Consider the following 25,348-nt stretch of genomic DNA (forward strand, 5'->3'; position numbering starts at 1 on the left):
ATACGACTATATAGCCTCAATTTTATCCCGTATGAAAGGGCGATTGCTTCTACTAATAATAAGAGGGAGATAAACCCTACTTATTAAATTTTCACTTTACGCATTAAGTAAGTTAAAGAATCTATTTACATCTTCTTCTGAAACATCACTTAACTGCTTATATTTATAATTTGGATTTTGGTCTTTATCAACGACAACAGATCGTACTCCTTCAAAGAAATCTTCATGTCTCATGAAGTTTTTAGCAAGTACAAGGTCAGTAGCGAAACATTCTTCTACGGACTTATTTTGTCCATCAATAAACTGTTTTAATGTTACTTTTAGTGAAATAGGAGATTTTGATAATAACGTTTCTTTCGCTTTTAAAGCAAAGGAACTTTGATCTTTCTCTAATGAATGAATAATTTCTTCAATTGTATCGAATGCAAAATGTGAATTAATTTCTTCTAATGAAGGAGCAAGCTCGCTTTCTAATGTTGGAGCAGTTGCAAATGTACGAATGACTTCTTTTAAATGAGTATGTACATCATCTTCTTTATGCCAATTTACACTTTCCAGTTCAGTAAGGAAATTTGGTAATGAATCAGATTCCATAAAATAATCAGCAGCGTTTATAAATAATACGTCAGAAGCTTTTAAAATAGATGCTGTTAAAGCAACATATCGGCCAGCATACCCTGGAGCTTTATTTAAGAAATAAGCAGCACCGACGTCTGGGAAGAAGCCAATATTCATTTCTGGCATTGCCCATTTCGTACGCTCTGTTACAATTCGATATTTCGCACCATTTGTAAGACCGACACCACCACCCATTACAATTCCATCTAAACAAGCGATAATCGGTTTTTTATATTGATAAATATATGTATCAATTTCATACTCTTCTTCAAAAAAACGTTCCGCATACTGCAATGCAGCTTCATTTGAACGTGCTTCATATAGAGTTTTAATGTCGCCACCTGCACAAAAACCTTTTGTGCCAGCTCCTTTTAATACGATAAGCGCAATTCGCTCATCATGTTCCCACTCTTTCAGTTTTTGCCCAATTGGTTGCAACATGTCATAAGATAAAGAATTAAGTGCTTTTGGGCGGTTTAAAGTAATTGATGCAACGCCGTTTTCACTAACAGAAAATAAAACGTGTTCAGTCATAATTCATCCTCCCTTACATATCCTCTTATTCTTAATTCTTTATACGTACTGAAATGTCCTTTATAAATTTTGTCTAAAGTTGGCGGTACGTGTTAATTTACTCATTGCATATTTTGACGAGTTATATTTGCAGGATTTTGGAGGTTGAAAATGAATATTACAACATTACTGTAATTGTAATTATTTGAAGTTATCATGAGAAACACGCTATTATATATGTGTAAATTGTATATAATCACTTCGAAAAGAGTATTTCAAGTGATTATAATGAAAGAAAAATTGCTTTTCATTAGAAATAGAGAAAGGAGAAATCGGAATGCCAGTACCTTTACTATTGTCGGTGATTATTTTGTCTTCTTTAATGATAGGGATAACGCAGTATTTTCATCATACAGATACGACAGAGGAAGTGAAGGATAAAGTACGACTTGTATTTCCGATTTTTATCATATCTATTTCTTTTTGCATTTTATTAAATAAAGATGGCTACATTGTCGCAGTATTTTCATTTTTTGTAGCGATTGTTTTCATTACAGTTTTATATTATGTAATGAAAGACTTTATTCAAAAATAAAGATGTCACATGAGACATCTTTATTTTTGTAACGAATAAAATTTCACATACCGTATTGTATGTGAAAATAAAAAAACATATGGCAATAGAAAAGTATGTACTTTACCGTGTATTTACTTGTCAATCTTGCATAGCCAATATACTATTAATAGTGTAGAGATTAGAAAAAGGGGTTGTATCTATCATGAAATTTGAGATGCACACAAAAATTATTTCAAATGAAAAAGAAGTAAGATTACATATAGAAGAAAACATATTTCAATTAAAATTGGATGGTTATCACTTATTTACAGTTCAAGAAATATTACCTTTATATAAATCAAATGAAGAAAGAATCGGTAGTGCAATGATACAAAAGTTAGAATGGGAGAACGGAAAAACTACAATAAACTATCAACTTGTATCATTAAATTCAGTAAATTAAAAGGAGCAGGAAACCATGAAGTTATTTCATACAGCCGATTGGCATTTAGGAAAACTTGTTCATGGCGTATATATGACTGAAGATCAAAAGATTGTATTAGATCAGTTTGTACAAGCCGTTGAAGAAGAAAAACCAGATGCCGTAATTATTGCAGGGGATTTATATGACCGAGCAATTCCACCTACAGAAGCAGTAGACTTATTAAATGATGTGCTGCAAAAAATAGTGATTGATTTACAAACGCCAGTTATTGCAGTTGCAGGAAACCATGATAGTCCAGATCGTATTCATTTTGGAAGTAGTTTAATGAAGAAACAAGGATTATTTATTGTGGGGCAATTTCAATTTCCCTATGAACCAATTATTTTAAATGATGAATATGGCGAGGTTCACTTCCATCTCGTTCCATATGCGGATCCAAGTATAGTTAGACATGTATTGAAAAACGAAGACGTACGTTCTCATGATGATGCGATGCGTATTTTTATGAATGAGCTTTCTGAAACGATGGATAAAGAAGCGAGACATGTATTTGTTGGTCATGCATTTGTAACTTCTGCTGGGGAAGCGGAAGAGAATACCAGTGATGCTGAACGACCGCTTTCAATTGGTGGTGCTGAATACGTAAATAGTCATTATTTTGATAAGTTTCATTACACAGCGCTTGGACATTTACATCAAGCGCATTTCGTACGTAATGAAACAATTCGATATTCAGGTTCGCCACTTGCGTATTCTATTTCTGAAGAAAAACATAAAAAAGGATACTATATTGTGGAGCTGAACGAGCAAGGTGAAGCAACAATTGAAAAAAGGTTACTTACACCACGTCGTAAAATGCGAACAGTAGAAGCGAAAATAGATGAATTATTACAGCATCCAGTAAGTGAAGATTACGTGTTTGTAAAATTATTAGATGAAAATCCTGTCTTGCAGCCAATGGAAAAAATACGCTCTGTATATCCAAATGCAATGCATGTTGAAAGATCTATTCAAAGACGAGAGTTCACAGAGTCAAATGAAGTAACGGTTTCAAGACATAAAATGGATGATTTATCACTATTAAAAGCTTTTTATAAAGAAATGAAAGGTTTAGATTTATCAGAAGAGAAAGAACGTCTATTTGTAGAAGTATTACAAACAGTGCAAGAACGGGAAGGTGAACGAGGATGAGACCGATTCAGCTTATTATGACGGCATTTGGCCCGTATAAACAGAAAGAAGTAATTGATTTTGACGATTTGGGAGAGCATCGTATTTTCGCCATTTCTGGGAACACAGGCGCTGGAAAGACAACGATTTTTGATGCGATTTGTTATGTGTTATATGGTGAAGCAAGCGGAGAAGAACGAAGTGATACGAGTATGCTCCGCAGTCAATTTGCTGATGATAATGTGTATACAAGTGTAGAACTAACCTTTCAATTAAAAGGGAAACGTTATGAAATAAAACGACAACTGGGACATAAAAAACAAGGGAACAAGACGATTACGGGACATGCAGTAGAATTATATGAAGTAATCGATGAAGAGAAGGTTCCAGCTGTTGATCGTTTCCATGTAACGGATGTAAATAAAAAAGTAGAAGATTTAATTGGTTTAAGTAAACATCAATTTAGTCAAATTGTTATGTTACCGCAAGGTGAATTCCGAAAACTATTAACATCTGAGACTGAAAACAAAGAAGAAATTTTGCGTCGTATTTTTAAAACAGATCGTTATAAGTTAATGCGAGAGTTACTTGATCAAAAACGAAAACAATGGAAAGACGTCTTACAAGAAAAACAGAAAGAGCGAGAGCTATATTTTCGTAATGTTTTTAAATTACCGATTCGAGATGGCGCATTATTAGAGACATTAGTGGAACAAGAGCATGTAAATACGCATCAAGTAGTAGAAGCATTAGAACAAGAAATAGCTGTGTATAAGGCAGAAGTTGAGCAATTACAAGTAGAACAAGATGTTCAAACGAAGCAATTAAAAGATGCTGAAACACGTTTTCACGCAGCGAAGTCTGTAAATGAGAAATTTATAGATTTACAACAAAAGAATGAGAAATATAATACTTTACAAGAAAATCGTACAGTTATTGAAATGAAAGAAACATCTTTTAAGCGTGCGGAACAAGCGAAGCGCTTAATACCATTTGAACAATGGCACGAAGAAGCGATGCAAAATGAGCAGAAGGTTGAAAGTTTGTTAAAACAAATAATCGCCAAAAAAGAAAATATAACGAAGAGCTTCGAACTTACTCAGGAGAAATATGAAGAGGTAAAGAATAAAGAGCCTGAGAGAGAAAATGCAAAAAAACTCGTTCAAAGATTAGAAGAGTTACAATTGATTATTGCATCATTAGCTGAGAAACAGTTGAATTTACAAAATGCAGAAATTCAAATAGGAAAATTAAAAGAAAGTATGCAAAACTTAGATCGACAATTAGAAGAGCATACAGATCAAAAACAGCTAATGTCTAGTGAATTACAGCAATTAGAGCGAGCACTTGAACAATATGTAGATAAAGTAGAAGAACTAACGAATATGCGAGAAGATGCAAAAGTTTTAAAGCAAGCATATGATGTATGGCAAGAAAAACAAAAATTCGAGAAAGAAAAAGAAACCGCATTTACTAAGATGCAAGAGGCAGTTCATGCATATGAGAATATGGAACGTCGCTGGTTAAGTGAACAAGCTGGTATATTGGCTCTTCATCTACATGATGGCCAATCTTGCCCAGTATGTGGTAGTACGAACCATCCGAAAAAAGCTACAGAGCAAAGTGATGCAATCGATGAAAAAGAGTTAAACGATTTAAGAGATAAGAAGAATATTGCTGAAAAATTACATGTGCAAGTAGAGGAGAAATGGAATTTCTATCATCATCAATATGAACAAGTAATAGAAGAGGTTAAGAAGCGAGGCTACCAATCGGAAGAATTAGTTGAAACATATAGTGCGCTTGTTCAAAAAGGAAAACAATTAGCAACTGAAGTGAATACGTTAAAAGCTAGTGAAGAAACGCGTAAGCAAATAGCTGTGAAAATAAAAAGCGTAGAAGAAAAAGTAGATGCACTTCAGAAACAAAAACGTGAAGTAGAAACAGAGCAGCACCGTATCGAAATGGATTGTATGCAGCTTCGTACGTCATATGAACATGATAAGAAAAACATTCCTGAAAACTTACAGACAGTCCAAGCTTGGAAAGTTCAATTTGATCAAGCTATGCATGAACTCAGATTAATGGAGGACGAATGGAAGAAAGTGCAGGAAGCGTATCAACATTGGCAAAATGAAAATATACGCATTCACGCAGAACAGGAAGGTGCTTCTACTCAATTTGAAAGTGCAAAATCGAAGAAAGAAGAGACTTTCACGCGCTTTATGAAAGAGCTTGAGCAGAGCGGATTTACAGATCAATCTACGTATAAAGAAGCTAAATTAAGTGATGCTGAGATGGAAATGATACAAAAAGAAATTCAAAGCTATTATTCATCTCTTGAAGTACTTGCGAAACAAATTGAAGAGTTACAGGGTGAATTAAAAGATAAAGATTATATGGATATTACAGCGTTAGGTGAACATATAAAAGATCTAGAAATTAACCTTGATATCATTAAAGAAAAACGTCAACGTGCGCAAAGTGCTGTCGCATATATTTCTGATTTACATGAAAATATTAGACGTATTGATGAACAAATTCATGAGGAAGAAAAAGCATTCCAAGAACTTGTTGATTTATATGAAGTAATGAAAGGTGATAACGAAAGCCGTATTTCATTTGAACGTTACATCTTAATTGAGTATTTAGAACAAATTGTTCAAATCGCAAATGAGCGATTACGTAAATTATCAAATGGACAATTTTATTTAAAACGAAGTGAACGAGTTGAAAAGAGAAATCGTCAAAGTGGATTAGGTCTAGATGTATACGACGCATACACAGGCCAAACACGCGATGTAAAAACATTATCTGGCGGCGAGAAGTTCAATGCCTCACTTTGCTTAGCGCTCGGCATGGCAGACGTGATTCAAGCGTATGAAGGCGGTATTTCAATCGAAACGATGTTTATCGACGAAGGATTCGGTTCATTAGATGAAGAATCATTAACGAAAGCAGTTGACGCCTTAATTGACTTACAAAAATCAGGCCGATTTATTGGTGTAATCTCACACGTTCAAGAGCTGAAAAACGCAATGCCAGCTGTATTAGAAGTAACGAAGCAGAAGGATGGGTGTAGTCAGACAAGGTTTGTGGTGAAGTAAGTTCAATTGTAATTCATATTATTTGTGATTCTTTAGTATAGAACTTTTGATAAAATAAATGCCTCCTCTGTATTGAGGAGGCATTTATTTGTTATTCAAAATTAGATAATTCATCTATGAGTTATCTGTAGACGGCGGCGTATTTTCCAAACGGTTATAAGTTTTAAAAGCCGAAATTGCAGATATAACACCACCTACTAAAAATAAAGCCGATCCACCGACCAAGATGATACGACTGACATATGTTTCGCGCGCTTCTTCAACTTCTTCTTGTAACATTGTTGGCATTTGAAATCCCCCTTAACAACATTTATTTTGTAGATAGTATATACAAATGCCTAAAATATGTTAAAATCACTGGATAGTGTTAGGAGGAAGTGAATAGTTACATGTGAATTGTTTGAAAAATCTTCATTACAAATTTATGCGAACTTCACATAGAGCACATATTAACATTGTATTATGTATATGTACCAAATAAATAAAGTGAATTGTATTTCGTTCTGTTTTTAAAAATTTAAAATTCTATTATTTTTATATAAAGGTTTCTCGTCGGAGTTTTAAATATTTTGGAAATAGATCTAAATAAAAGGAATTCATATAAAAGGGGAATGTCTTATGACAACATATACGAGTGAAATGAGAAAAAGTTTAGTTTCAGAAGAAGATGTAGATATTTTAAAAATTATGGCGCACCCAATCCGATTACAAATTGTAAATGAATTAAGCACGAGAAAAACTTGTAACGTAACACAACTAACAGAATTACTAAATATTCCACAATCGACTGTTTCGCAACATTTATCAAAAATGAAAGGTAAAGTGTTACGAGCTGAGAGAAGAGGTTTAGAAATTTATTATCATATTAATAATTTAAAAGCGAGTAAGATTGTAAGTGTTTTAGGATATATAAACTAATGAAGTATTTTCATATAAAATAGCCGCTGCTGATGAGCAGGGGCTATTTTGTGTTGTTTTATCCCGTGTTAACGGACAGTAAAACTCCCATCTCAAAATTCAGTTGGAGCAAAGAAGTTAGATGGGAGTCGGGCTGTCCGTAAACGTCCGATTGGTTCAACTAATAATCAGTGGGGGATGAACAAAACCCCCCACTGATTAAAGTTTCACTTTATGTATTCGTATTTAATATTTTATAGTTTTTATGATTTACAATTGTTCGTTCAAATTCAAAAGTACCACCGCTTACATTTGTAATTTCAACTAAGACCGATTCAGTATAAAGTTTTAGTACAGATCCTGTAATCTTTAAATTGTTTCGTTGAAAAAGTATAGTATCCCCTACGTTTGCTTTCATAGTACCTCCTCATTAAAGACAGAAATATTTTTTATTATATATATTAAACCACGTATAAGTATATTAGTGAATATTTAGTTTTATTTATCAAAAAAATATTTGTTGTCTATGTGTGCAGAATGAAAAGAAGTTTTAACAAAACGTATTAAAAATGCTTTCATTATAATGGAATTTGTAGAGCCGATTGTTACATTTGAAGAAACAATGATAAACGTATAAAGAAAGTCAGGATTATGAATTGACCTAATAAAACCGTCTCTTTTATGAACATTAAAGAGACGGTTTTATTGTTTCATTTTTTAGAAAGGGTTCAAAAACAAATGTGAATCAAACTTATACAAACCAATTTAAATAACTGTTACGTATTTAATAAGTAGTTTTTTGTATTTCATCCTTCGTTTTCTGTAACTGATTCCATGTTTTTGACGCTCTGTCTTGTAAGTGCTTACATAACTGAAAACATCTTATACAATGAAGGTGTTAAATCAAAAGAGGTGACCAAAATGAATATAAAAAAACAAGACTTAGCGAAAAGCATTGAAATAGAAAGAGGAGGCGGAAAGGTATGAAAAAATCAGCTGTTAATCCATGGCTTGTTGTCCTTGGTACAGTCATAGTTCAAATGGGACTTGGAACGATATATACATGGAGTTTATTCAATCAGCCTTTAGTTAGTAAATACGGTTGGAGTCTTAACGCGGTTGCGATAACTTTCTCAATTACTAGTCTTTCCTTAGCATTTTCAACTTTATTTGCAAGTAAATTACAAGAAAAATGGGGACTTCGTAAACTTATTATGATAGCTGGACTAGCATTAGGACTAGGATTAGTACTTAGTTCACAAGTTTCTTCGTTAATATTGCTTTATGTACTAGCAGGAGTTGTTGTAGGTTACGCAGATGGTACAGCTTATATTACTTCACTATCTAATTTAATTAAGTGGTTCCCTGAACGTAAAGGTTTAATCTCTGGTATATCTGTAGCTGCATATGGTACAGGTAGCTTAATTTTCAAATATATAAATGCAAAGTTAATCGATTCAGTTGGTGTATCGCAAGCGTTTATATATTGGGGTTTAATTGTTACAGCTATGATTGTCCTTGGAGCTTCTTTAATCCATCAAGCTGCTGATCAAGGTGCAGTTCAGGAAACAAACACTCATGAATATACAATGAAAGAAATGTTAGGCACAAAACAAGTATACTTATTATTCATCATGTTATTTACATCATGTATGAGTGGCTTATACTTAATTGGTATGGTAAAAGACATTGGTGTTCAACTTGTAGGGCTTAGCGCAGCGACAGCAGCTAATGCGGTGGCTATGGTTGCAATATTTAACACATTAGGTCGTATTATTCTAGGACCGTTATCAGATAAAATCGGCCGCTTAAAAATCGTTACGGGTACTTTTGTGGTTATGGCGAGTTCGGTATTAGTTCTAAGTTTCGTAGATTTGAATTACGGTATCTACTTCGTATGTGTAGCAAGTGTAGCGTTTTGCTTTGGTGGAAATATTACTATTTTCCCAGCTATTGTTGGTGATTTCTTCGGTATGAAAAACCATAGTAAGAATTACGGAATTGTGTATCAAGGATTTGGATTTGGAGCGCTTGCAGGTTCCTTTATCGGTGCACTTCTAGGTGGATTCAAACCAACCTTTATGGTGATCGGTGTATTATGTGTCGTGTCATTCATTATCGCAATTTTAATTCAAGCACCTAAACAGAAAAAAGAACAAGAAGAAGAGTATCGCAGTGTAGCATAAGTATATAAATCTTCTATAACACTATAGTTACGAAAAAGCATCCTGTTAAATAGGGTGCTTTTTTTGAGTTATTTTAACAAGGTTAAATTATTTTTTATTTTTTTTTGATATAAAAGTGAGTGAAATGTCCATTTGGATTATATTGGAATATAATGAATCGATACATCATATTCGAAATATGTATTAAATCTTAAATAATAAAGAAAATATGCATTGATGTTTGCAAGATATATTTTCAGAAAAATATTGAGAAAATAAATGCTCGATTTTTTGTTAAGGCTTTGTAACTGAAGGGATCTCCAGTTTATCATCTTCAATTTTTACAAAGAGGAGTAAGAATTAAAGTATTAATGTAAGTATTTATTAATACTTTTAGATGTAATTGTATTGAAAAGAACTAAAGTTTTTGTCTGAAAAATAAAAATAGGTTGACAAGTTTATTGAGAAAGATTATCATTTCGGTGTAAGAACGTTAAATGAAAAACATTATCAATGAATAATATTTTAATGAAAAGTACACTTGACCAATTAGTTTAGTAAGTGTATTATTTTTTACATCGATAATGATAATCATTATCATTTTTTTGTTTAATTAGATTGATTTTTAAATGAAAGGATAGAGGAAATGAACTTAGGGGAATTTGATGGGAAAACTGTTTTAGTAACAGGTGCAGCTCAAGGTATAGGTAGTGTTGTTGCCAAAATGTTTTTAGAAAGAGGAGCTACAGTTATTGCGGTTGATCAAAATGAAGAGGGATTAAACGAACTCTTAAATGAAATACATTTGAAAACGTTTTGCTTAGATGTGAGTGATAGTACCGCAGTTGAACAGATGGTAAATGATATTGAAAATGAAATAGCGCCAATAGATATATTAGTAAATGTTGCAGGGGTTTTACGTATGGGAGCGATTCACTCGTTAAGTGATGAAGATTGGAATAAAACGTTTTCTGTAAATTCTACAGGAGTTTTCTATATGTCCCGAGCAGTAAGTAAACATATGATGCAAAGAAAGTCAGGGGCAATTGTTACAGTTGGTTCAAATGCAGCAAATACGCCGAGAATGGAGATGGCTGCATATGCTGCATCAAAAGCTGCTACGACGATGTTTATGAAATGTTTAGGATTAGAACTTGCAGCGTACAACATTCGCTGTAACGTAGTTTCTCCAGGTTCTACTGAAACTGAAATGCAAAGGCTACTATGGGCTGATGAGAATGGAGAAAAAAATATAATTGCTGGTTCTCAAAGTACATATAGACTCGGTATACCGTTACAAAAAATTGCACAGCCTTCAGAAATTGCTGAAGCAGTATTGTTTTTAGCTTCAGATAAAGCTAGTCATATTACAATGCATAATTTATGTGTTGATGGCGGAGCTACATTAGGCGTTTAATAAAAAATTCAGGGGGTTACTATACAATGAAGGAATTTACGGCTGTAAAGGAACTGTCAGAAAAATTACTAGAAGATTATAAGACTGAATCTTCATTCTTTTTCGCTTCACCAACTCGAACGATATTAGCAGAAGGAGAGTTTACTACAGTAAAGCATCATGAAATTGAAAGTTTCCCAGAGCTTGTACAAGCAGTATTATGTAATGCAAAACAAGCCGGAAATCCGAATCCTATCGTTGTCGGTGCTTTGCCATTTGATCATAGAAAAGAAGTCCAACTTATCGTACCAGAATATAGTAGGACTTCTGAGCGATTACAATTGGATACAACAAATCAGCTTGAAATAAATGAGAACTTAACATTCGAAATGACGCCTGTACCAGCGCCTGAAGTGTATATGAATGGTGTGAAGCAAGGAATTGCAAAAATAAAGGGCGGGGATTTAAAAAAAATCGTTCTATCCAGATCGTTAGATGTTAATTCTTCCGAAAAGATTGATAAGCAAAAACTTCTTCGAGAATTAGCAGCGCATAATAAGCACGGATATACATTTGCTGTGAATTTATCGAAAGATGAAAATGAGAATAGTAAGACGTTAATTGGAGCGAGCCCTGAATTACTCGTCTCACGTAATGGTATGCAAGTTATTTCTAATCCGTTAGCTGGTTCAAGGCCACGTAGTGAGGATTCAGTTGAAGATAAGAGAAGAGCAGAGGAATTACTTTCTTCTCCAAAAGATTTACATGAACATGCGGTAGTAGTAGAAGCAGTTGCTGCAGCGCTTCGTCCGTACTGTCATACATTACATGTTCCGGAAAAGCCATCCGTTATTCATAGTGAAGCGATGTGGCATTTATCTACTGAAGTGAAAGGTGAATTAAAGGATCCGAATACTACTTCTTTGGAATTAGCAATTGCTCTTCATCCGACGCCAGCAGTTTGCGGCACACCGATGGAAGAAGCGAGAGAGGCGATTCAAAAAATTGAGCCATTTGACCGTGAATTCTTTACAGGAATGCTAGGGTGGAGTGATTTAAATGGAGACGGTGAATGGATTGTTACAATTCGTTGTGCTGAAGTACAAGAAAATACACTCCGTTTATATGCAGGAGCGGGCGTTGTTGCTGAGTCAAAACCAGAAGATGAATTAGCAGAAACATCAGCTAAGTTCCAAACAATGTTGAAAGCTTTAGGATTAAATGATAGTTCACTTAATGAAAAGTAGGGGGCAGAAAGAATGCTAACAGGTTATACAAAATGGCCAAAAGAATTTGCTGATCGTTATCGAGAGGAAGGCTGTTGGCTTGGGGAAACATTTGGCGTGATGTTAAGAGAGCGAGCTGAAAAATATGGCGATCAAATTGCAGTTGTAAGTGGTAATACGCATATTACGTATAGTGAGCTTGATAAAAAAGTAGATCGATTAGCTTCAGGGCTACTGAATTTAGGAATAAAGCAAGAGGATCGAGTTGTAATCCAGCTACCTAACATTATTGAGTTTTTCGAAGTATGTTTTGCGCTATTTCGAATTGGGGCACTTCCTGTTTTTGCATTACCTTCACATCGAAGCAGTGAAATTAGTTATTTTTGTGAGTTTGGTGAGGCGAGTGTTTACGTTATTTCAGATAAAACTCTCGGTTTTGATTATCGAAAACTAGCAAGAGAAGTGAAAGAGAAAGTGCCAACTTTACAACATGTAATTGTAGTGGGAGAAGAAGAAGAATTTGTGAACATAAGTGATTTATATATAGATCCCGTTCCATTACCAGAAGTTCAGCCAAGTGATGTTGCGTTTCTCCAATTATCAGGGGGGACAACAGGACTTTCTAAATTAATTCCTCGAACGCATGATGATTATATTTATAGTTTACGTGTTAGCGCTGAAATTTGTAATTTAAGTGCAAAGAGTGTCTATATGGCCGTTCTTCCAGTAGCACATAATTACCCGATGAGCTCTCCTGGAACATTTGGAACTTTCTATGCGGGTGGAAAAGTAGTGCTGGCAACTGGAGGTAGTCCAGATGAGGCGTTTGCACTTATTGAAAAAGAAAAAGTTACGATTACTGCTCTCGTACCGCCATTAGCAATGATATGGCTTGATGCTGCATCTTCACGTAATAACGATTTATCGAGTCTAGAGGTGATTCAAGTAGGTGGCGCGAAATTTAGTGCTGAAGTTGCAAAACGTATACGCCCTACATTTGGATGTACATTACAGCAAGTATTCGGTATGGCGGAAGGATTAGTGAACTATACAAGATTAGATGATCCTGAAGAAATTATTATTCATACACAAGGTAGACCAATGTCTGCACTCGATGAAGTACGAGTTGTTGATGAAAATGACAACGATGTAAAACCTGGCGAAGTAGGTAGTTTATTAACAAGAGGGCCATATACAATTCGTGGTTATTATAAAGCAGAAGAGCATAATGCACGATCGTTTACAAAGGATGGATTTTATCGCACAGGAGATCTTGTGAAAGTAAATGAACAAGGTTACATCATTGTAGAAGGAAGAGATAAAGATCAAATTAATCGTGGCGGTGAGAAAGTTGCCGCGGAAGAAGTTGAAAATCATCTATTAGCACATGATGCAGTACATGATGTAGCGATTGTATCTATGCCTGACGATTATTTAGGAGAACGTACTTGTGCATTTGTTATAGCTCGCGGACAAGCTCCGGCAGTAAGTGAATTAAAAATGTTTTTAAGAGAACGCGGTATAGCAGCTTATAAGATTCCAGATCGAATTGAATTTATTGAATCATTCCCGCAAACAGGCGTTGGAAAGATAAGCAAAAAAGAATTACGTAAAGTCATTGCTGAAAAACTTATTACAGTAAAATAATAATAAAAACAGGAAGGAAGTGATTAGATGGCTATCCCATCTATTTCAGTATATAAAATGCCAATTGAATCAGAACTACCAAAAAATAAAGTGAATTGGACACCAGATCCGAAACGTGCAGTACTTTTAATTCATGACATGCAAGAATATTTTCTTGATGCATATAGCGATAAAGAATCACCGAAAGTAGAACTTATTTCAAATATTAAAATGATAAGAGAAAAATGTAAGGAACTTGGTATACCAGTTGTTTATACAGCGCAACCTGGTGGGCAAACGTTAGAACAACGAGGTTTATTACAAGACTTTTGGGGTGACGGTATTCCTGCTGGACCAGATAAAAAGAAAATTATTGATGAACTTACTCCTGATGAGGATGATATATTCTTAACAAAATGGAGATATAGTGCATTTAAAAAGACAAATCTATTAGAAATTTTACATGAACAAGGAAGAGATCAACTCATTATTTGCGGTATTTATGCGCATATTGGCTGCCTTTTAACAGCTTGTGAAGCATTTATGGATGGTATTCAGCCGTTCTTTGTAGCAGATGCAGTTGCTGATTTTTCACTAGAACATCATAAACAAGCATTGGAGTATGCATCTAATAGATGTGCAGTAACGACATCAACAAGCCTATTGTTAAACGATTTACAAAGTGTCAAAGGTGATGAGAGTGAAGGGATCACTATACAGGAAGTGCATGAATTAGTTGCACAATTACTTCGTGAGCCAGTAGAGAGTATTGATATTGATGAGGACTTATTAAATAGAGGGCTTGATTCGGTCAGAATTATGAGTTTAGTAGAGAAGTGGCGTCGTGAAGGGAAAGAAATCACTTTTGCAGATTTAGCAGAACGTCCAACTGTTGCGGGTTGGTACAGTTTACTATCTTCACAAACAGCACAGGTGCTGTAACAAATAGACTACATAATAAAGGGGTAGTAAAGAATGCCTAACAGTCAAAAGATTCGTCATTCGTTATCATCTGCGCAGTCTGGCATGTGGTTTGCGCAACAATTAGATCCACTTAATCCGATTTATAATACTGGGGAATATGTAGAAATAAACGGAAATATGAATCAAGAAATTTTCGAATTAGCAGTACGTAAAGTTGTAATGGAAGCTGAGGCACTTCATGTTCGTTTCGAAGAAGATGAAATTGGCCCATGGCAAGTTATTGAAGAATCACAGTTTCATATGCATTTTATTGACGTTCGTAAAGAAGAAAATCCTGAAGAGGCTGCTAAAGCATGGATGAAAAATGATTTATCTATGCCAGTCGATTTGAAAAAAGATACTTTATTTATTGAAGCACTTATTCAAGTTGAAAATAATCGTTTCTTTTGGTATCAGCGCATCCATCACATTGTGATGGATGGCTATGGATTTTCACTTCTTAGCCAAAAGGTAGCGAATGAGTATACATCACTTATAGAAGAAACAAACAAGAATGAAAAGACATTTGGTTCTCTTGCAAAAGTTGTGCAAGAAGATATGGAGTATCGTGAGTCTAAACAATTTCAGGAAGATCGTGCTTTTTGGTTAGAAAAATTTGCGGATGAACCAGAAGTTGTAAGTTTGGCAGAACGAGCACCGAGAACATCAAATGGATTTTTACGCGAAACAGCTTGTTTATCTAGTTCTAGTACAAAAACTTTACTAGAAGATATCAATATTTCGTTAACAAGTTGGCCGGAATTCATTGTCGCTGTCACAAGTATTTATATGCATAAATTAACAGGTGAAAATGATATTGTTTTAGGTTTACCGATGATGGGGCGTCTAGGTTCTGCATCTATTCATACACCTAGTATGGTAATGAATTTAGTACCACTTCGTCTTACTGTAACTCCAAATATAACTCTCGTAGAATTATTACAGCAAGTTTCTAAAGAAATCCAAGATGTACGTCGCCATCATAAATACCGTCATGAGGAATTAAGAAGAGACTTAAAGTTATTAGGTGAAAATCAAAGATTATTTGGACCGTTAGTGAATGTTATGCCTTTTGATTACGGGCTTAACTTTGGTGGGAATCGTGGTATTACGCATAACTTATCAGCAGGACCTGTGGATGATTTATCGATAAATGTATATAAACGTTTTGATCAAAATGAGCTAATGATTCATTTTGATGCGAATCCGGAAGTATATAATGGTGCGGAGCTAGCATTGCATAAAGAAAGATTTATGCAATTATTAGAATTAATGATAAATGCTTATCAAAAAGACGAGTCGATTGGAAAGATAAATATTACTCTTCCTGAAGAAAATCATAAAGTTTTATTGGAATGGCATGAAACGAAGGAAGACGATGAGTTAATCAGTCTACCTATATCATTTGAAAAACAAGTGCAAAAAACTCCAAATAAACTAGCGATTACTTGTGACGGTGTAAACTTTACGTATAAAGAGCTAAATGAACGAGCGAATGAACTAGCACATTATTTAGTAGAAGAAGGAATACGACCAAATCAGTTTGTAGCTTTAGTATTTCCAAGATCAACGGAAATAGTGGTTAGTATGCTAGCAGTTTTAAAGGCTGGTGCAGCGTATTTACCAATAGATCCAGAATATCCAGCTGAGCGAATAAATTATATAGTAAATGATGCAAAACCAGTTTGTATCATAACACATTCATCTGTTTCATCTAAGTTAGTTATAAAAAATGATATAAAAAAAATTGTATTAGATGATGAAGAAACGAAACTAGCATTACATACATCTTCTCGTATGAATATAGCATGTAAGAATGATGTATCACTTTTAAACTCAGCCTATACAATATATACTTCAGGCTCAACAGGAAACCCAAAAGGTGTAATTGTTCCTATGAGAGGTTTAAGTAACTTTTTAATGGCTATGCAACAAAAGTTTTCGTTACATGAACATGATCATTTATTAGCAGTTACAACATTTGCGTTTGATATTTCTGCTCTAGAAATTTATTTACCTCTTATTAGTGGCGCGAGTTTAACAATTGCGCAAAAGGAAGACATACAAGAGCCTTCTGCATTAACGACACTTTTACATGAAGAAAGAGTGACCATTATGCAGGCTACACCGACGCTTTGGCAGGCGTTAGTAACTGATTATCCAGAGAAGTTACAAGGGCTAAATATACTTGTTGGTGGTGAAGCTCTTCCAGGGCATTTAGCAAATAAATTAAGAGAATTAGGCTGCTCAATAACTAATTTATATGGGCCAACTGAAACGACGATTTGGTCTACCTTCATGAACATTGATGAAAGTGAAAAGGGGATACCTCCTATCGGAAAGCCAATTTGCAATACAGAAGTGTATGTATTGGATGCAGGGTTACAACCAGTTCCACCTGGAGTTATTGGTGAATTATATATTGCAGGGGAAGGACTTGCAAGCGGATATTTAGGAAAACCAGAGTTAACAGCTGAACGGTTTGTTGCAAATCCTTATGGAAAACCAGGGCAGCGCATGTACCGTACAGGTGATCTAGTAAAATGGCGCAGTGATGGTGTTTTAGAGTACATGAACCGCGCAGATCATCAAATTAAAATTCGTGGTTTCCGAATTGAATTAGCTGAAATCGAAATGGTAATACAACGACATGAAAATGTTAAGGAAGCAGTGGTTATGGTACGAGAAGATCGTCCAAATGATAAACGAATCATTGCGTATATTGTTGCCAAAGAGAAGGAAATGATTAACCTTGCAGAAATTCGTTCTTATGTTTCAGAAAGTTTAGCGAATTATATGGTGCCATCAGCATTTGTATTACTAGAAGAATTACCATTAACGCCAAATGGTAAGGTTGACAGAAAGAAATTACCTGCTCCTGATTTTAATGGAATGAACAATGAGAGGGTTGCTAGAAATCCGAAAGAAGAAATATTATGTCATTTATTTGCAGAAGTACTTAGTGTTTCTCGCATTAGCATTGATGATAATTTCTTTGAAATGGGTGGACATTCGCTTCTTGCATCGCGTTTAATGGCAAGAATTCGTGAAATGTTAAGTGTCGAATTAGGAATTGGAAAACTATTTGAATCGCCAACTGTTGCTGAATTAGCGAAACAATTGGATCAAGCGAAAACTGCAAGACCAGCGATTAAGAAAGTAAGAAGACCAAATGAAGTTCCACTTTCATTTGCACAACGTAGATTATGGTTCTTGAATTGTTTAGAAGGTCCAAGCCCTACTTATAATATTCCGTTAGTTATACGTTTGTCTGGAAAGTTGAACGAGGAAGCATTGCAAGGTGCCTTTTATGATGTAGTCGAGAAACATGAAACACTTAGAACAATTTTCCCTAACGTATTAGGTAGTTCCTACCAGGAAATTTTACATATGGAAAATTTAAATCTAGAAATGATTAGAACAAAAACATGTAAAGGTGAATTAGAAAGTGCACTTGCGGAAGCGGTAAGATATAGCTTTAACCTCGATGTTGAACCAGCAGTTCGTTTGCAACTTTTTACAGTGAGTGAAAACGAACATGTAATATTAATTCTATTACACCATATTGTAGGGGATGGCTGGTCATTACAACCGTTAACGAGAGATTTTACAGCGGCGTATAAAGCGCGATGTCAAGGTAACAAAGTACAGCTAGAGACACTTCCGGTTCAATACGCAGATTATGCACTTTGGCAACAACAATTGTTAGGGGATGAAACTACACAAGAAAGTCTCATTTCAACACAATTAGATTTTTGGAAGAAAGAGTTAAAGGGATTACCAGATCAATTGGAGTTGCCTACAGATTATCAGCGTCCAATGGAAACGAGTTACAGAGGAGAAACCATTCATTTTCATATAGATGTAGGTATGCATAGTAGGTTAGTAGAGCTCGCACGGAAAAACGGAGTTAGTTTGTTTATGGTATTGCAAGCAGGACTAAGTGCGCTATTTACAAGATTAGGTGCAGGTACTGATATACCAATCGGTAGTCCGATTGCTGGAAGAAACGATGATGCACTCTCTGACATAGTCGGTTTATTTGTAAATACGTTAGTGTTACGTACAAATACTTCAGGAGATCCAAGTTTTAAAGAATTATTAAATAGAGTGAAGCAGGCAAATCTTGCAGCTTATGAAAATCAAGATGTTCCATTTGAACGACTCGTTGAAGTGTTAAACCCGGTGCGTACTCGAAATAGTCATCCGCTATTTCAAGTTATGTTAGCTTTCCAAAATACGCCAGAAGCAATCTTTGATGTCCCGGATATAGAAGCGAGCCTTGAAATTCAAAGTGTTGGCTCTGCGAAGTTTGATTTAACATTTGAAATTAGTGAGAGTAACGAGGTTGATGGTACTCCGAACGGTTTACATGGATTACTAGAGTTTAGTACCGATTTATATAAACGTGAAACGGTTCAAAAACTAATAGAACGATTCATTTTGTTATTAGATGATGCGGCGACAAATCCGGATCAATCCATTGGCAGATTAGAAATATTAACTTTAGCAGAGAAAAATGCAGTGTTAGAAAAGTGGAATGGTGGTTTTCAAATTGTACCAGAAATGACATTATTACAATTATTTGAAAAGCAAGTTCATATAAATCCAAATGCTATTGCTGTCGTCTTTGAAAATAAGAAATTAACTTATGAAGAGTTAAATAGAAAAGCAAATAAAATAGCTCGATTCCTAATAGCAAAAGGAATTGGTCCTGATCAACTCGTTGCTTTAGCGATGCCAAGATCATTAAACATGGTTGTAAGTTTATTAGCTGTTCTTAAAGCTGGTGCTGGATACCTTCCGTTAGATCCAGATTACCCAGCAGACCGTATTTCATTTATGCTACACGATGCGAAACCATCATGTGTTTTAACGAATTCAGAAGTGGAAATTGAATGTAATGAGGCACTAAAAGTTTTAGTTGATAATGTAAAAGTAATAGAAGAAATTGAGAAACATAGTGAAGACAATATTGATGAAATGGAGCGCGTGAAGCCATTAACTCCATCACATATTGCTTACGTTATTTATACATCAGGTTCAACAGGTAGACCGAAAGGTGTTATGATACCTCATCAAAATGTAGTAAGACTTTTAGGAGCAACTGATCATTGGTTCCAGTTTGATGGAAACGATGTGTGGACGATGTTCCATTCATATGCTTTTGATTTCTCGGTTTGGGAAATTTGGGGACCTTTATTATACGGAGGGCGTTTAGTTGTAGTTCCACATACTGTAAGTCGCTCGCCGAAAGAATTTTTACAACTTCTTGTTAAAGAAAAGGTAACTGTTTTAAACCAAACTCCATCAGCGTTCTATCAATTGATGCAAGCAGATCGTGAAAATGAAGAGATTGGCCAAAAATTATCTTTACGATATGTTGTTTTTGGAGGTGAGGCACTTGAGCTAAGTCGATTAGAAGATTGGTATAGTCGACATCCTCATGACGCACCGAAGCTTATTAATATGTACGGTATTACTGAGACGACAGTACATGTTAGTTATATTGAGTTAGACGAAACAATCGTTTCTTTACGAGCAAACAGTTTAATTGGGTGCAGTATACCTGACCTTAAAGTATACGTATTAGATCATTATTTACAACCAGTGCCACCTGGAGTAGTGGGAGAAATGTATGTTGCAGGTGCAGGGCTTGCTCGTGGATATTTAGGAAGGGCAGGTTTAACTGCAGAACGTTTTATTGCAGATCCATTTGGCAAGCCAGGTACAAGAATGTATCGTACTGGAGACTTAGCTCGTTGGCGTCATGATGGGACGCTCGATTATATAGGACGTGCAGATCATCAAATAAAAATTCGCGGATTCCGAATTGAATTAGGAGAAATAGAAGCGGTCATAATGAAACACCCTACAGTTGAGCAAGTAGCAGTTATTGTACGGGAAGATCAACCAGGGGATAAACGATTAGTTTCTTATATCGTCGCATCAAATAATGAAGCGATTGATACGAATGAAATGCGTCTGTTTGCTAGTGGTAGTCTACCAGATTATATGGTTCCATATGCTTTTGTAGTAGTAAATGAGTTGCCTTTAACTCCAAACGGTAAATTAGATAGAAAGGCATTGCCAGTTCCAGAATTTATCGCATCATCTTCTAGTCGTGGACCAAGAACACCGCAAGAAGAACTGTTATGTGACTTGTTTACAGAAGTGCTAAGTGTACCTCAAATTGGAATTGATGACGGATTCTTTGATTTAGGTGGTCATTCACTCCTTGCAGTGCAGCTTATGAGCCGTATTAAAGAAGCGCTTGGGATCGAATTAAATATCGGAACTTTATTTGCAGCACCTACTGTTGCAGGCCTTGCTGAAAGACTTGAAGTGGGAAATGGACAAAGTGCACTCGATGTGTTGCTTCCGTTACGAGCAAGCGGAAACCAATTGCCACTATTTTGTGTACACCCAGCAGGTGGATTAAGTTGGTGCTATGCAGGACTTATGAAATCTTTAGGAACAGATTATCCAATCTACGGCGTGCAAGCACGTGGTATCGCTAAAAATGAAGAACTTCCAAGAAGTTTAGAGGAAATGGCAGCGGATTATTTAAAACACGTTCGTGAAGTACAGCCTCACGGACCATATCGTTTACTCGGTTGGTCGCTCGGAGGAAATGTTGTGCATGCAATGGCAGCGCAACTACAAAATGAAGGGGAAGAAGTAGAATTACTCGTTATGCTAGATTCTTATCCTGGTCACTTCCTACCGAATACGGAAGCGCCTACTGAAGAAGAAGCGTTAATCGCACTACTGGCTCTAGGTGGATATGATCCAGACAACATGGATGGCAAACCACTTACGATGGAAAGTGCGATTGAAATACTTCGTAAAGATGGAAGTGCATTAGCAAGTCTTGAAGAAGAGACCATTTTAAATTTGAAAGAAACATATGTAAATTCGGTAGGATTGTTAGGGAGATACGTACCGAAAGTTTATAACGGAGATATTTTATTCTTTAGATCTACTGTAATACCGGACTGGTTTGATCCTATCTCTCCAAATACGTGGTTAAATTATTTAGACGGACAAATTGTGCAACATGATATTGATTGTAGACATAAAGATTTATGTCAACCAGGGCCACTTACGGAAATTGGACAAGTATTAGCGAAATATTTGCAGAATAAGAAAGGGGTAGGGAGAGTATGACGAATCCATTTGAAAATGATAATTACACATATAAAGTATTAATAAATGAGGAGGGCCAGTATTCTCTCTGGCCTGTCTTTCTTGATGTACCTATTGGGTGGAATGTCGTACATGAAGAAGCTAGCAGGCACGATTGCTTACAATATGTTGAGAATAACTGGAAAGATTTGAATCCAAAAAATAATCAAGCTGACGAAAAAATAATAGTAGGAAAACGATAATGAAAGAAAAAATAAATCCAAAAGTAGTGGTAAGTATCGTATATATAACAGCGATGTTTATGGCTGCTATGGATGCAACGATTGTAAATGTAGCACTACAAACGATAAGTAAGGAACTGCAAGTGCCACCATCTGCTATGGGGACAGTTAATGTTGGATATTTAGTTAGCTTAGCTGTTTTCCTTCCGATTTCTGGTTGGCTAGGAGATCGATTCGGTACGAAAAGAGTATTTCTAACTGCTCTTTTCGTATTTACAACCGCATCTGCGTTATGTGGGATAGCGAACGATATTACTTCATTGAATATTTTTCGTATTATTCAAGGTGCTGGTGGGGGGCTTCTAACACCAGTTGGGATGGCGATGTTATTCCGAACATTTTCACCAGAGGAAAGGCCGAGAATTTCTCGGTTTATTGTGTTGCCAATTGCTGTCGCACCGGCAGTAGGACCAATTATTGGTGGCTTTTTTGTAGATCAAATGTCTTGGCGCTGGGCATTTTATATTAATTTACCATTTGGAATTATGGCGTTACTATTCGGTCTTCTATTTTTAAAAGAGCATATTGAAAAATCAGCTGGTCGCTTTGATTACCTCGGTTTTGTTTTTTCAGCACCAGGGTTTGCGATGCTAATCTATGCGCTCAGTCAAGGACCATCAAGAGGCTGGATTTCTACAGAGGTTATAAGTACTGGAATAGCTGGGATTGTATTTATTACACTGTTTATCATTGTAGAACTTAAAGTAAAGCAACCGATGCTAGATTTACGCTTATTCAAAGAACCAGTCTTTAGAAAAATGAGTCTTATTTCATTGTTTTCTTCAGCTGGTTTACTAGGAATGTTATTTGTTTTTCCGCTTATGTATCAAAATGTAATAGGGGTATCCGCACTGGAATCAGGCCTTACTACATTCCCAGAGGCCATTGGATTAATGATATCGTCACAGATCGTACCATGGTCATATAAGAAATTAGGAGCTCGTAAGGTAATTTCTATAGGGTTAATTTGTACGGCGATTATCTTTATTTTATTAAGTTTTGTAAATCACGATACGAACCCTTGGCAAATACGGGTATTATTGTTTGGCATAGGTATTTTCTTAGGCCAATCAGTTGGAGCAGTTCAATTTTCTGCATTTAACAATATAACGCCGCCTTCTATGGGGAGAGCAACTACTATATTTAATGTGCAAAATCGATTAGGTTCAGCGATAGGAGTTGCTGTTTTAGCTAGTATACTAGCCGGTTTTGGAAATAGCAGTGTACAACATAATACTCATTCAGATTTATTGCCATATCAAGCAGCATTAATTGGATCAGCAATATTTTTACTCGTAGCATTACTATTTTCTTTACGTATTTCTGATAAAGAGGTAATGTCAAAAAAGAAGAAAAAACCGTTACCTGTATTACAAAAAGAGAAAGAAATTGTCAATGAATAAGTTTGGTAATATTATTTTGGAATAAATCTACATTGGGTATTTAGAAGGAGAGAGTTTACATGATAGAAAGTAAAGTTGTAGATTCTATACCAATTTTGAATGAGAATGATTGTCAAATATGGTGGGGAAGGATTTCGGATTTACAATCATGGCATTACAATTTACTAAATGATGTTGAACGAGAAAAAGCAAATTCATATCATCATTCGGCAGATCGTGCCCGTTTTATAATAGGCTGTGTAATTAGTAGATTAGTTCTAGGTAAAATGCTTTCTATGTCGCCAATTCAAGTTCCAATTAATCGAATGTGCCCAGTATGTAAGCTACAACATGGTAGACCACAATTACCAGAGGGGATGCCGCAGTTATCTGTTTCGCATTCGGGTGATTGGGTTGTTGTTGCATTTACAAAGTCTGCACCTGTAGGCGTTGATGTTGAACAAATGAATCCAAATGTTGATGTTATGAAAATGGCAGAAGGCGTATTAACCGACATTGAAATAGCGCAAGTTATGAAATTACCTAATGAACAAAAAATAGAAGGTTTTTTAACATATTGGACTAGAAAGGAAGCTGTGCTCAAGGCGACAGGTGAAGGTCTAATGATTCCACCAGTGGATATTACTATATCAGCTCCAAATGATTCTCCAAACTTGTTAGTTTTTAAGGATAGACAAGAGTTAGTAGAAAATACAGTGATGAGAGATTTAAGGCCAAGTGTAGATTATATGGCTTCAATTGCAATATTTAGTAAAGAAGTCACCGAAATCATACAGCTGGATGCAGTAGCGCTTTTAAATTATAAATAAGTTTAATAAAATATTTTATAGAAGAGGTGTTCCTCATGCTAGTAGCGGAAAATAGAACAAATGAATTCACTTATCATGTACAAGCAATTAAAAATATTTTATTTTCTGGAGATACATCATCTATTCATGCTTTAGAAAAGTTATTGAATGATACAGTTCAGTTTGATGTTCTAGAACAAGAGGTGCTGGATAGACAGTATATCCCGAAAGAAGCAAAGAGTTTCTTTGATAAAAACGGAACATTTCTTTACCGTGTATCCAATATTAGTTATAAAGGAAAAGTATTATCTGAAAATCTCATTTTTGCGGATACCTCGTTTTTACCAAATACAATAAAGAGGGAGCTAGAGAGTGGAAACATTCCAGTTGAAAAACTTATAGAGAAGATGGAAGTAAGAAGGAACGTATTATATAAAGGATATCAGCCTTCTGGGAATATTATTGAATTGTTCGATGGATGCTCTGTTTCGGCGCATGTGTATCCAACAAGAAAATATCAAATTGTAAGTAACTGCAGATGCATATTTTATATTTGCGAGGTGTATCATGCAGAAAATATAAAGCAATTACTAAATTAAAACAAGAAACCAGCCTATAAAATGGCTGGTTTCTTGTTTATTTCACAGCTTCTTTTAACTCTTTACCTGCTTTAAATGCAGGAACTTTACCAGCAGCGATTTGAATTTCTTCGCCGGTTTGTGGATTACGTCCTGTACGAGCAGATCTTTCACGCACTTCAAAAGTTCCAAAGCCGATTAATTGAACTTTATCGCCAGACTGTAATGCAGTAGCAATTGTGTCAAATACAGATTGTACAGCTGCAGAAGCATCCTTTTGAGAAATATCAGCTGATTGTGCGACATTTTTAATTAATTCTGTTTTGTTCATGTTTTCACCTCATAAAAAAATTTTTTGGAATGAATGATTTAGTATAATAGATAGTAAAGATAAAGCTATTTATATTGTTAGAAAGAATGCTATATAGTTATGTTAATTTCGTTGCAAGAAACTGAATCCCTGCTAA

The 25,348-nt window shown here is 35.3% G+C and carries 19 protein-coding genes; 15 read left to right on the forward strand and 4 right to left on the reverse strand.

The features are described from left to right. Positions 1-96: 96 nt before the first annotated feature. On the reverse strand, positions 97-1,152 hold the full coding sequence (locus tag MKY00_RS11825; protein WP_016717429.1) for an enoyl-CoA hydratase/isomerase family protein: 1,056 nt from the start codon (positions 1,150-1,152) through the stop codon (positions 97-99). A 316-nt stretch (positions 1,153-1,468) separates the two neighbouring features. On the opposite strand from MKY00_RS11825, the gene MKY00_RS11830 reads away from it, so the two are divergent. The 4 genes from MKY00_RS11830 (at position 1,469) to MKY00_RS11845 (ending at position 6,409) form a co-directional block, all read left to right on the forward strand. Next, positions 1,469-1,726, forward strand: a complete 258-nt coding sequence (locus tag MKY00_RS11830) for a hypothetical protein (RefSeq protein WP_001145040.1) — start codon at positions 1,469-1,471, stop codon at positions 1,724-1,726. Positions 1,727-1,910: 184 nt separating this feature from the next. Then, positions 1,911-2,150: a DUF2584 domain-containing protein gene (locus tag MKY00_RS11835; RefSeq protein ID WP_000667348.1), complete on the forward strand. Its 240-nt coding sequence runs from the start codon at positions 1,911-1,913 to the stop codon at positions 2,148-2,150. A 15-nt stretch (positions 2,151-2,165) separates the two neighbouring features. Then, on the forward strand, positions 2,166-3,323 hold the full coding sequence (locus MKY00_RS11840; RefSeq protein WP_016717430.1) for an exonuclease SbcCD subunit D: 1,158 nt from the start codon (positions 2,166-2,168) through the stop codon (positions 3,321-3,323). Beyond that, positions 3,320-6,409 carry an AAA family ATPase gene (locus tag MKY00_RS11845; RefSeq protein ID WP_016717431.1) on the forward strand — a complete coding sequence of 1,030 codons (3,090 nt, stop codon included), beginning with the start codon at positions 3,320-3,322 and terminating at the stop codon, positions 6,407-6,409. The genes MKY00_RS11840 and MKY00_RS11845 overlap by 4 nt, the downstream gene beginning before the upstream one ends. Before the next feature lie 114 nt (positions 6,410-6,523). On the opposite strand, the gene MKY00_RS11850 is transcribed toward MKY00_RS11845, so the two are convergent. Further along, positions 6,524-6,697 (reverse strand): hypothetical protein, encoded by a 174-nt coding sequence (locus MKY00_RS11850; protein ID WP_001142748.1) that lies wholly within the window; start codon positions 6,695-6,697, stop codon positions 6,524-6,526. Between the two features lie 330 nt (positions 6,698-7,027). On the opposite strand from MKY00_RS11850, the gene MKY00_RS11855 reads away from it, so the two are divergent. Then, on the forward strand, positions 7,028-7,327 hold the full coding sequence (locus MKY00_RS11855; RefSeq protein WP_000214798.1) for an ArsR/SmtB family transcription factor: 300 nt from the start codon (positions 7,028-7,030) through the stop codon (positions 7,325-7,327). A 211-nt stretch (positions 7,328-7,538) separates the two neighbouring features. Here MKY00_RS11855 and MKY00_RS11860 read toward each other — a convergent pair whose 3' ends face one another. Continuing rightward, positions 7,539-7,724 carry a YkvS family protein gene (locus MKY00_RS11860; RefSeq protein WP_000646794.1) on the reverse strand — a complete coding sequence of 62 codons (186 nt, stop codon included), beginning with the start codon at positions 7,722-7,724 and terminating at the stop codon, positions 7,539-7,541. A 565-nt stretch (positions 7,725-8,289) separates the two neighbouring features. On the opposite strand from MKY00_RS11860, the gene MKY00_RS11865 reads away from it, so the two are divergent. The 10 genes from MKY00_RS11865 (at position 8,290) to MKY00_RS11910 (ending at position 24,902) form a co-directional block, all read left to right on the forward strand. Next, a complete protein-coding gene (locus tag MKY00_RS11865) occupies positions 8,290-9,492 on the forward strand; it encodes an L-lactate MFS transporter (RefSeq protein WP_016717433.1) in 1,203 nt (400 codons plus the stop codon). 625 nt (positions 9,493-10,117) lie between these two features. Beyond that, positions 10,118-10,888 carry a 2,3-dihydro-2,3-dihydroxybenzoate dehydrogenase gene (gene dhbA / locus MKY00_RS11870; RefSeq protein WP_001048422.1) on the forward strand — a complete coding sequence of 257 codons (771 nt, stop codon included), beginning with the start codon at positions 10,118-10,120 and terminating at the stop codon, positions 10,886-10,888. A gap of 26 nt (positions 10,889-10,914) precedes the next feature. Further along, positions 10,915-12,114 carry an isochorismate synthase DhbC gene (gene dhbC, locus MKY00_RS11875; protein WP_016717434.1) on the forward strand — a complete coding sequence of 400 codons (1,200 nt, stop codon included), beginning with the start codon at positions 10,915-10,917 and terminating at the stop codon, positions 12,112-12,114. 12 nt (positions 12,115-12,126) lie between these two features. After that, a complete protein-coding gene (locus tag MKY00_RS11880; protein WP_061182857.1) occupies positions 12,127-13,740 on the forward strand; it encodes a (2,3-dihydroxybenzoyl)adenylate synthase in 1,614 nt (537 codons plus the stop codon). A gap of 27 nt (positions 13,741-13,767) precedes the next feature. After that, positions 13,768-14,661 carry an isochorismatase gene (locus MKY00_RS11885; RefSeq protein ID WP_016717435.1) on the forward strand — a complete coding sequence of 298 codons (894 nt, stop codon included), beginning with the start codon at positions 13,768-13,770 and terminating at the stop codon, positions 14,659-14,661. A 33-nt stretch (positions 14,662-14,694) separates the two neighbouring features. After that, on the forward strand, positions 14,695-21,852 hold the full coding sequence (locus MKY00_RS11890; protein WP_016717436.1) for an amino acid adenylation domain-containing protein: 7,158 nt from the start codon (positions 14,695-14,697) through the stop codon (positions 21,850-21,852). Continuing rightward, positions 21,849-22,073, forward strand: a complete 225-nt coding sequence (locus tag MKY00_RS11895; protein ID WP_016717437.1) for an MbtH family protein — start codon at positions 21,849-21,851, stop codon at positions 22,071-22,073. Before MKY00_RS11890 ends, MKY00_RS11895 begins: the two co-directional genes overlap by 4 nt. Next, positions 22,073-23,515: an MDR family MFS transporter gene (locus MKY00_RS11900; RefSeq protein ID WP_016717438.1), complete on the forward strand. Its 1,443-nt coding sequence runs from the start codon at positions 22,073-22,075 to the stop codon at positions 23,513-23,515. The genes MKY00_RS11895 and MKY00_RS11900 overlap by 1 nt, the downstream gene beginning before the upstream one ends. A 59-nt stretch (positions 23,516-23,574) precedes the next feature. Further along, on the forward strand, positions 23,575-24,324 hold the full coding sequence (sfp, locus tag MKY00_RS11905; RefSeq protein ID WP_016717439.1) for a 4'-phosphopantetheinyl transferase Sfp: 750 nt from the start codon (positions 23,575-23,577) through the stop codon (positions 24,322-24,324). Between the two features lie 35 nt (positions 24,325-24,359). Continuing rightward, positions 24,360-24,902, forward strand: coding sequence for a hypothetical protein (locus MKY00_RS11910; protein WP_016717440.1), 543 nt, complete (start codon positions 24,360-24,362; stop codon positions 24,900-24,902). A 37-nt stretch (positions 24,903-24,939) separates the two neighbouring features. Here MKY00_RS11910 and MKY00_RS11915 read toward each other — a convergent pair whose 3' ends face one another. Beyond that, positions 24,940-25,212, reverse strand: a complete 273-nt coding sequence (locus tag MKY00_RS11915; protein ID WP_001043907.1) for an HU family DNA-binding protein — start codon at positions 25,210-25,212, stop codon at positions 24,940-24,942. Positions 25,213-25,348: the final 136 nt, after the last annotated feature.

Source organism: Bacillus sp. FSL R9-9834 (assembly GCF_038006905.1).
Taxonomy (GTDB): Bacteria; Bacillota; Bacilli; order Bacillales; family Bacillaceae_G; genus Bacillus_A; species Bacillus_A pacificus.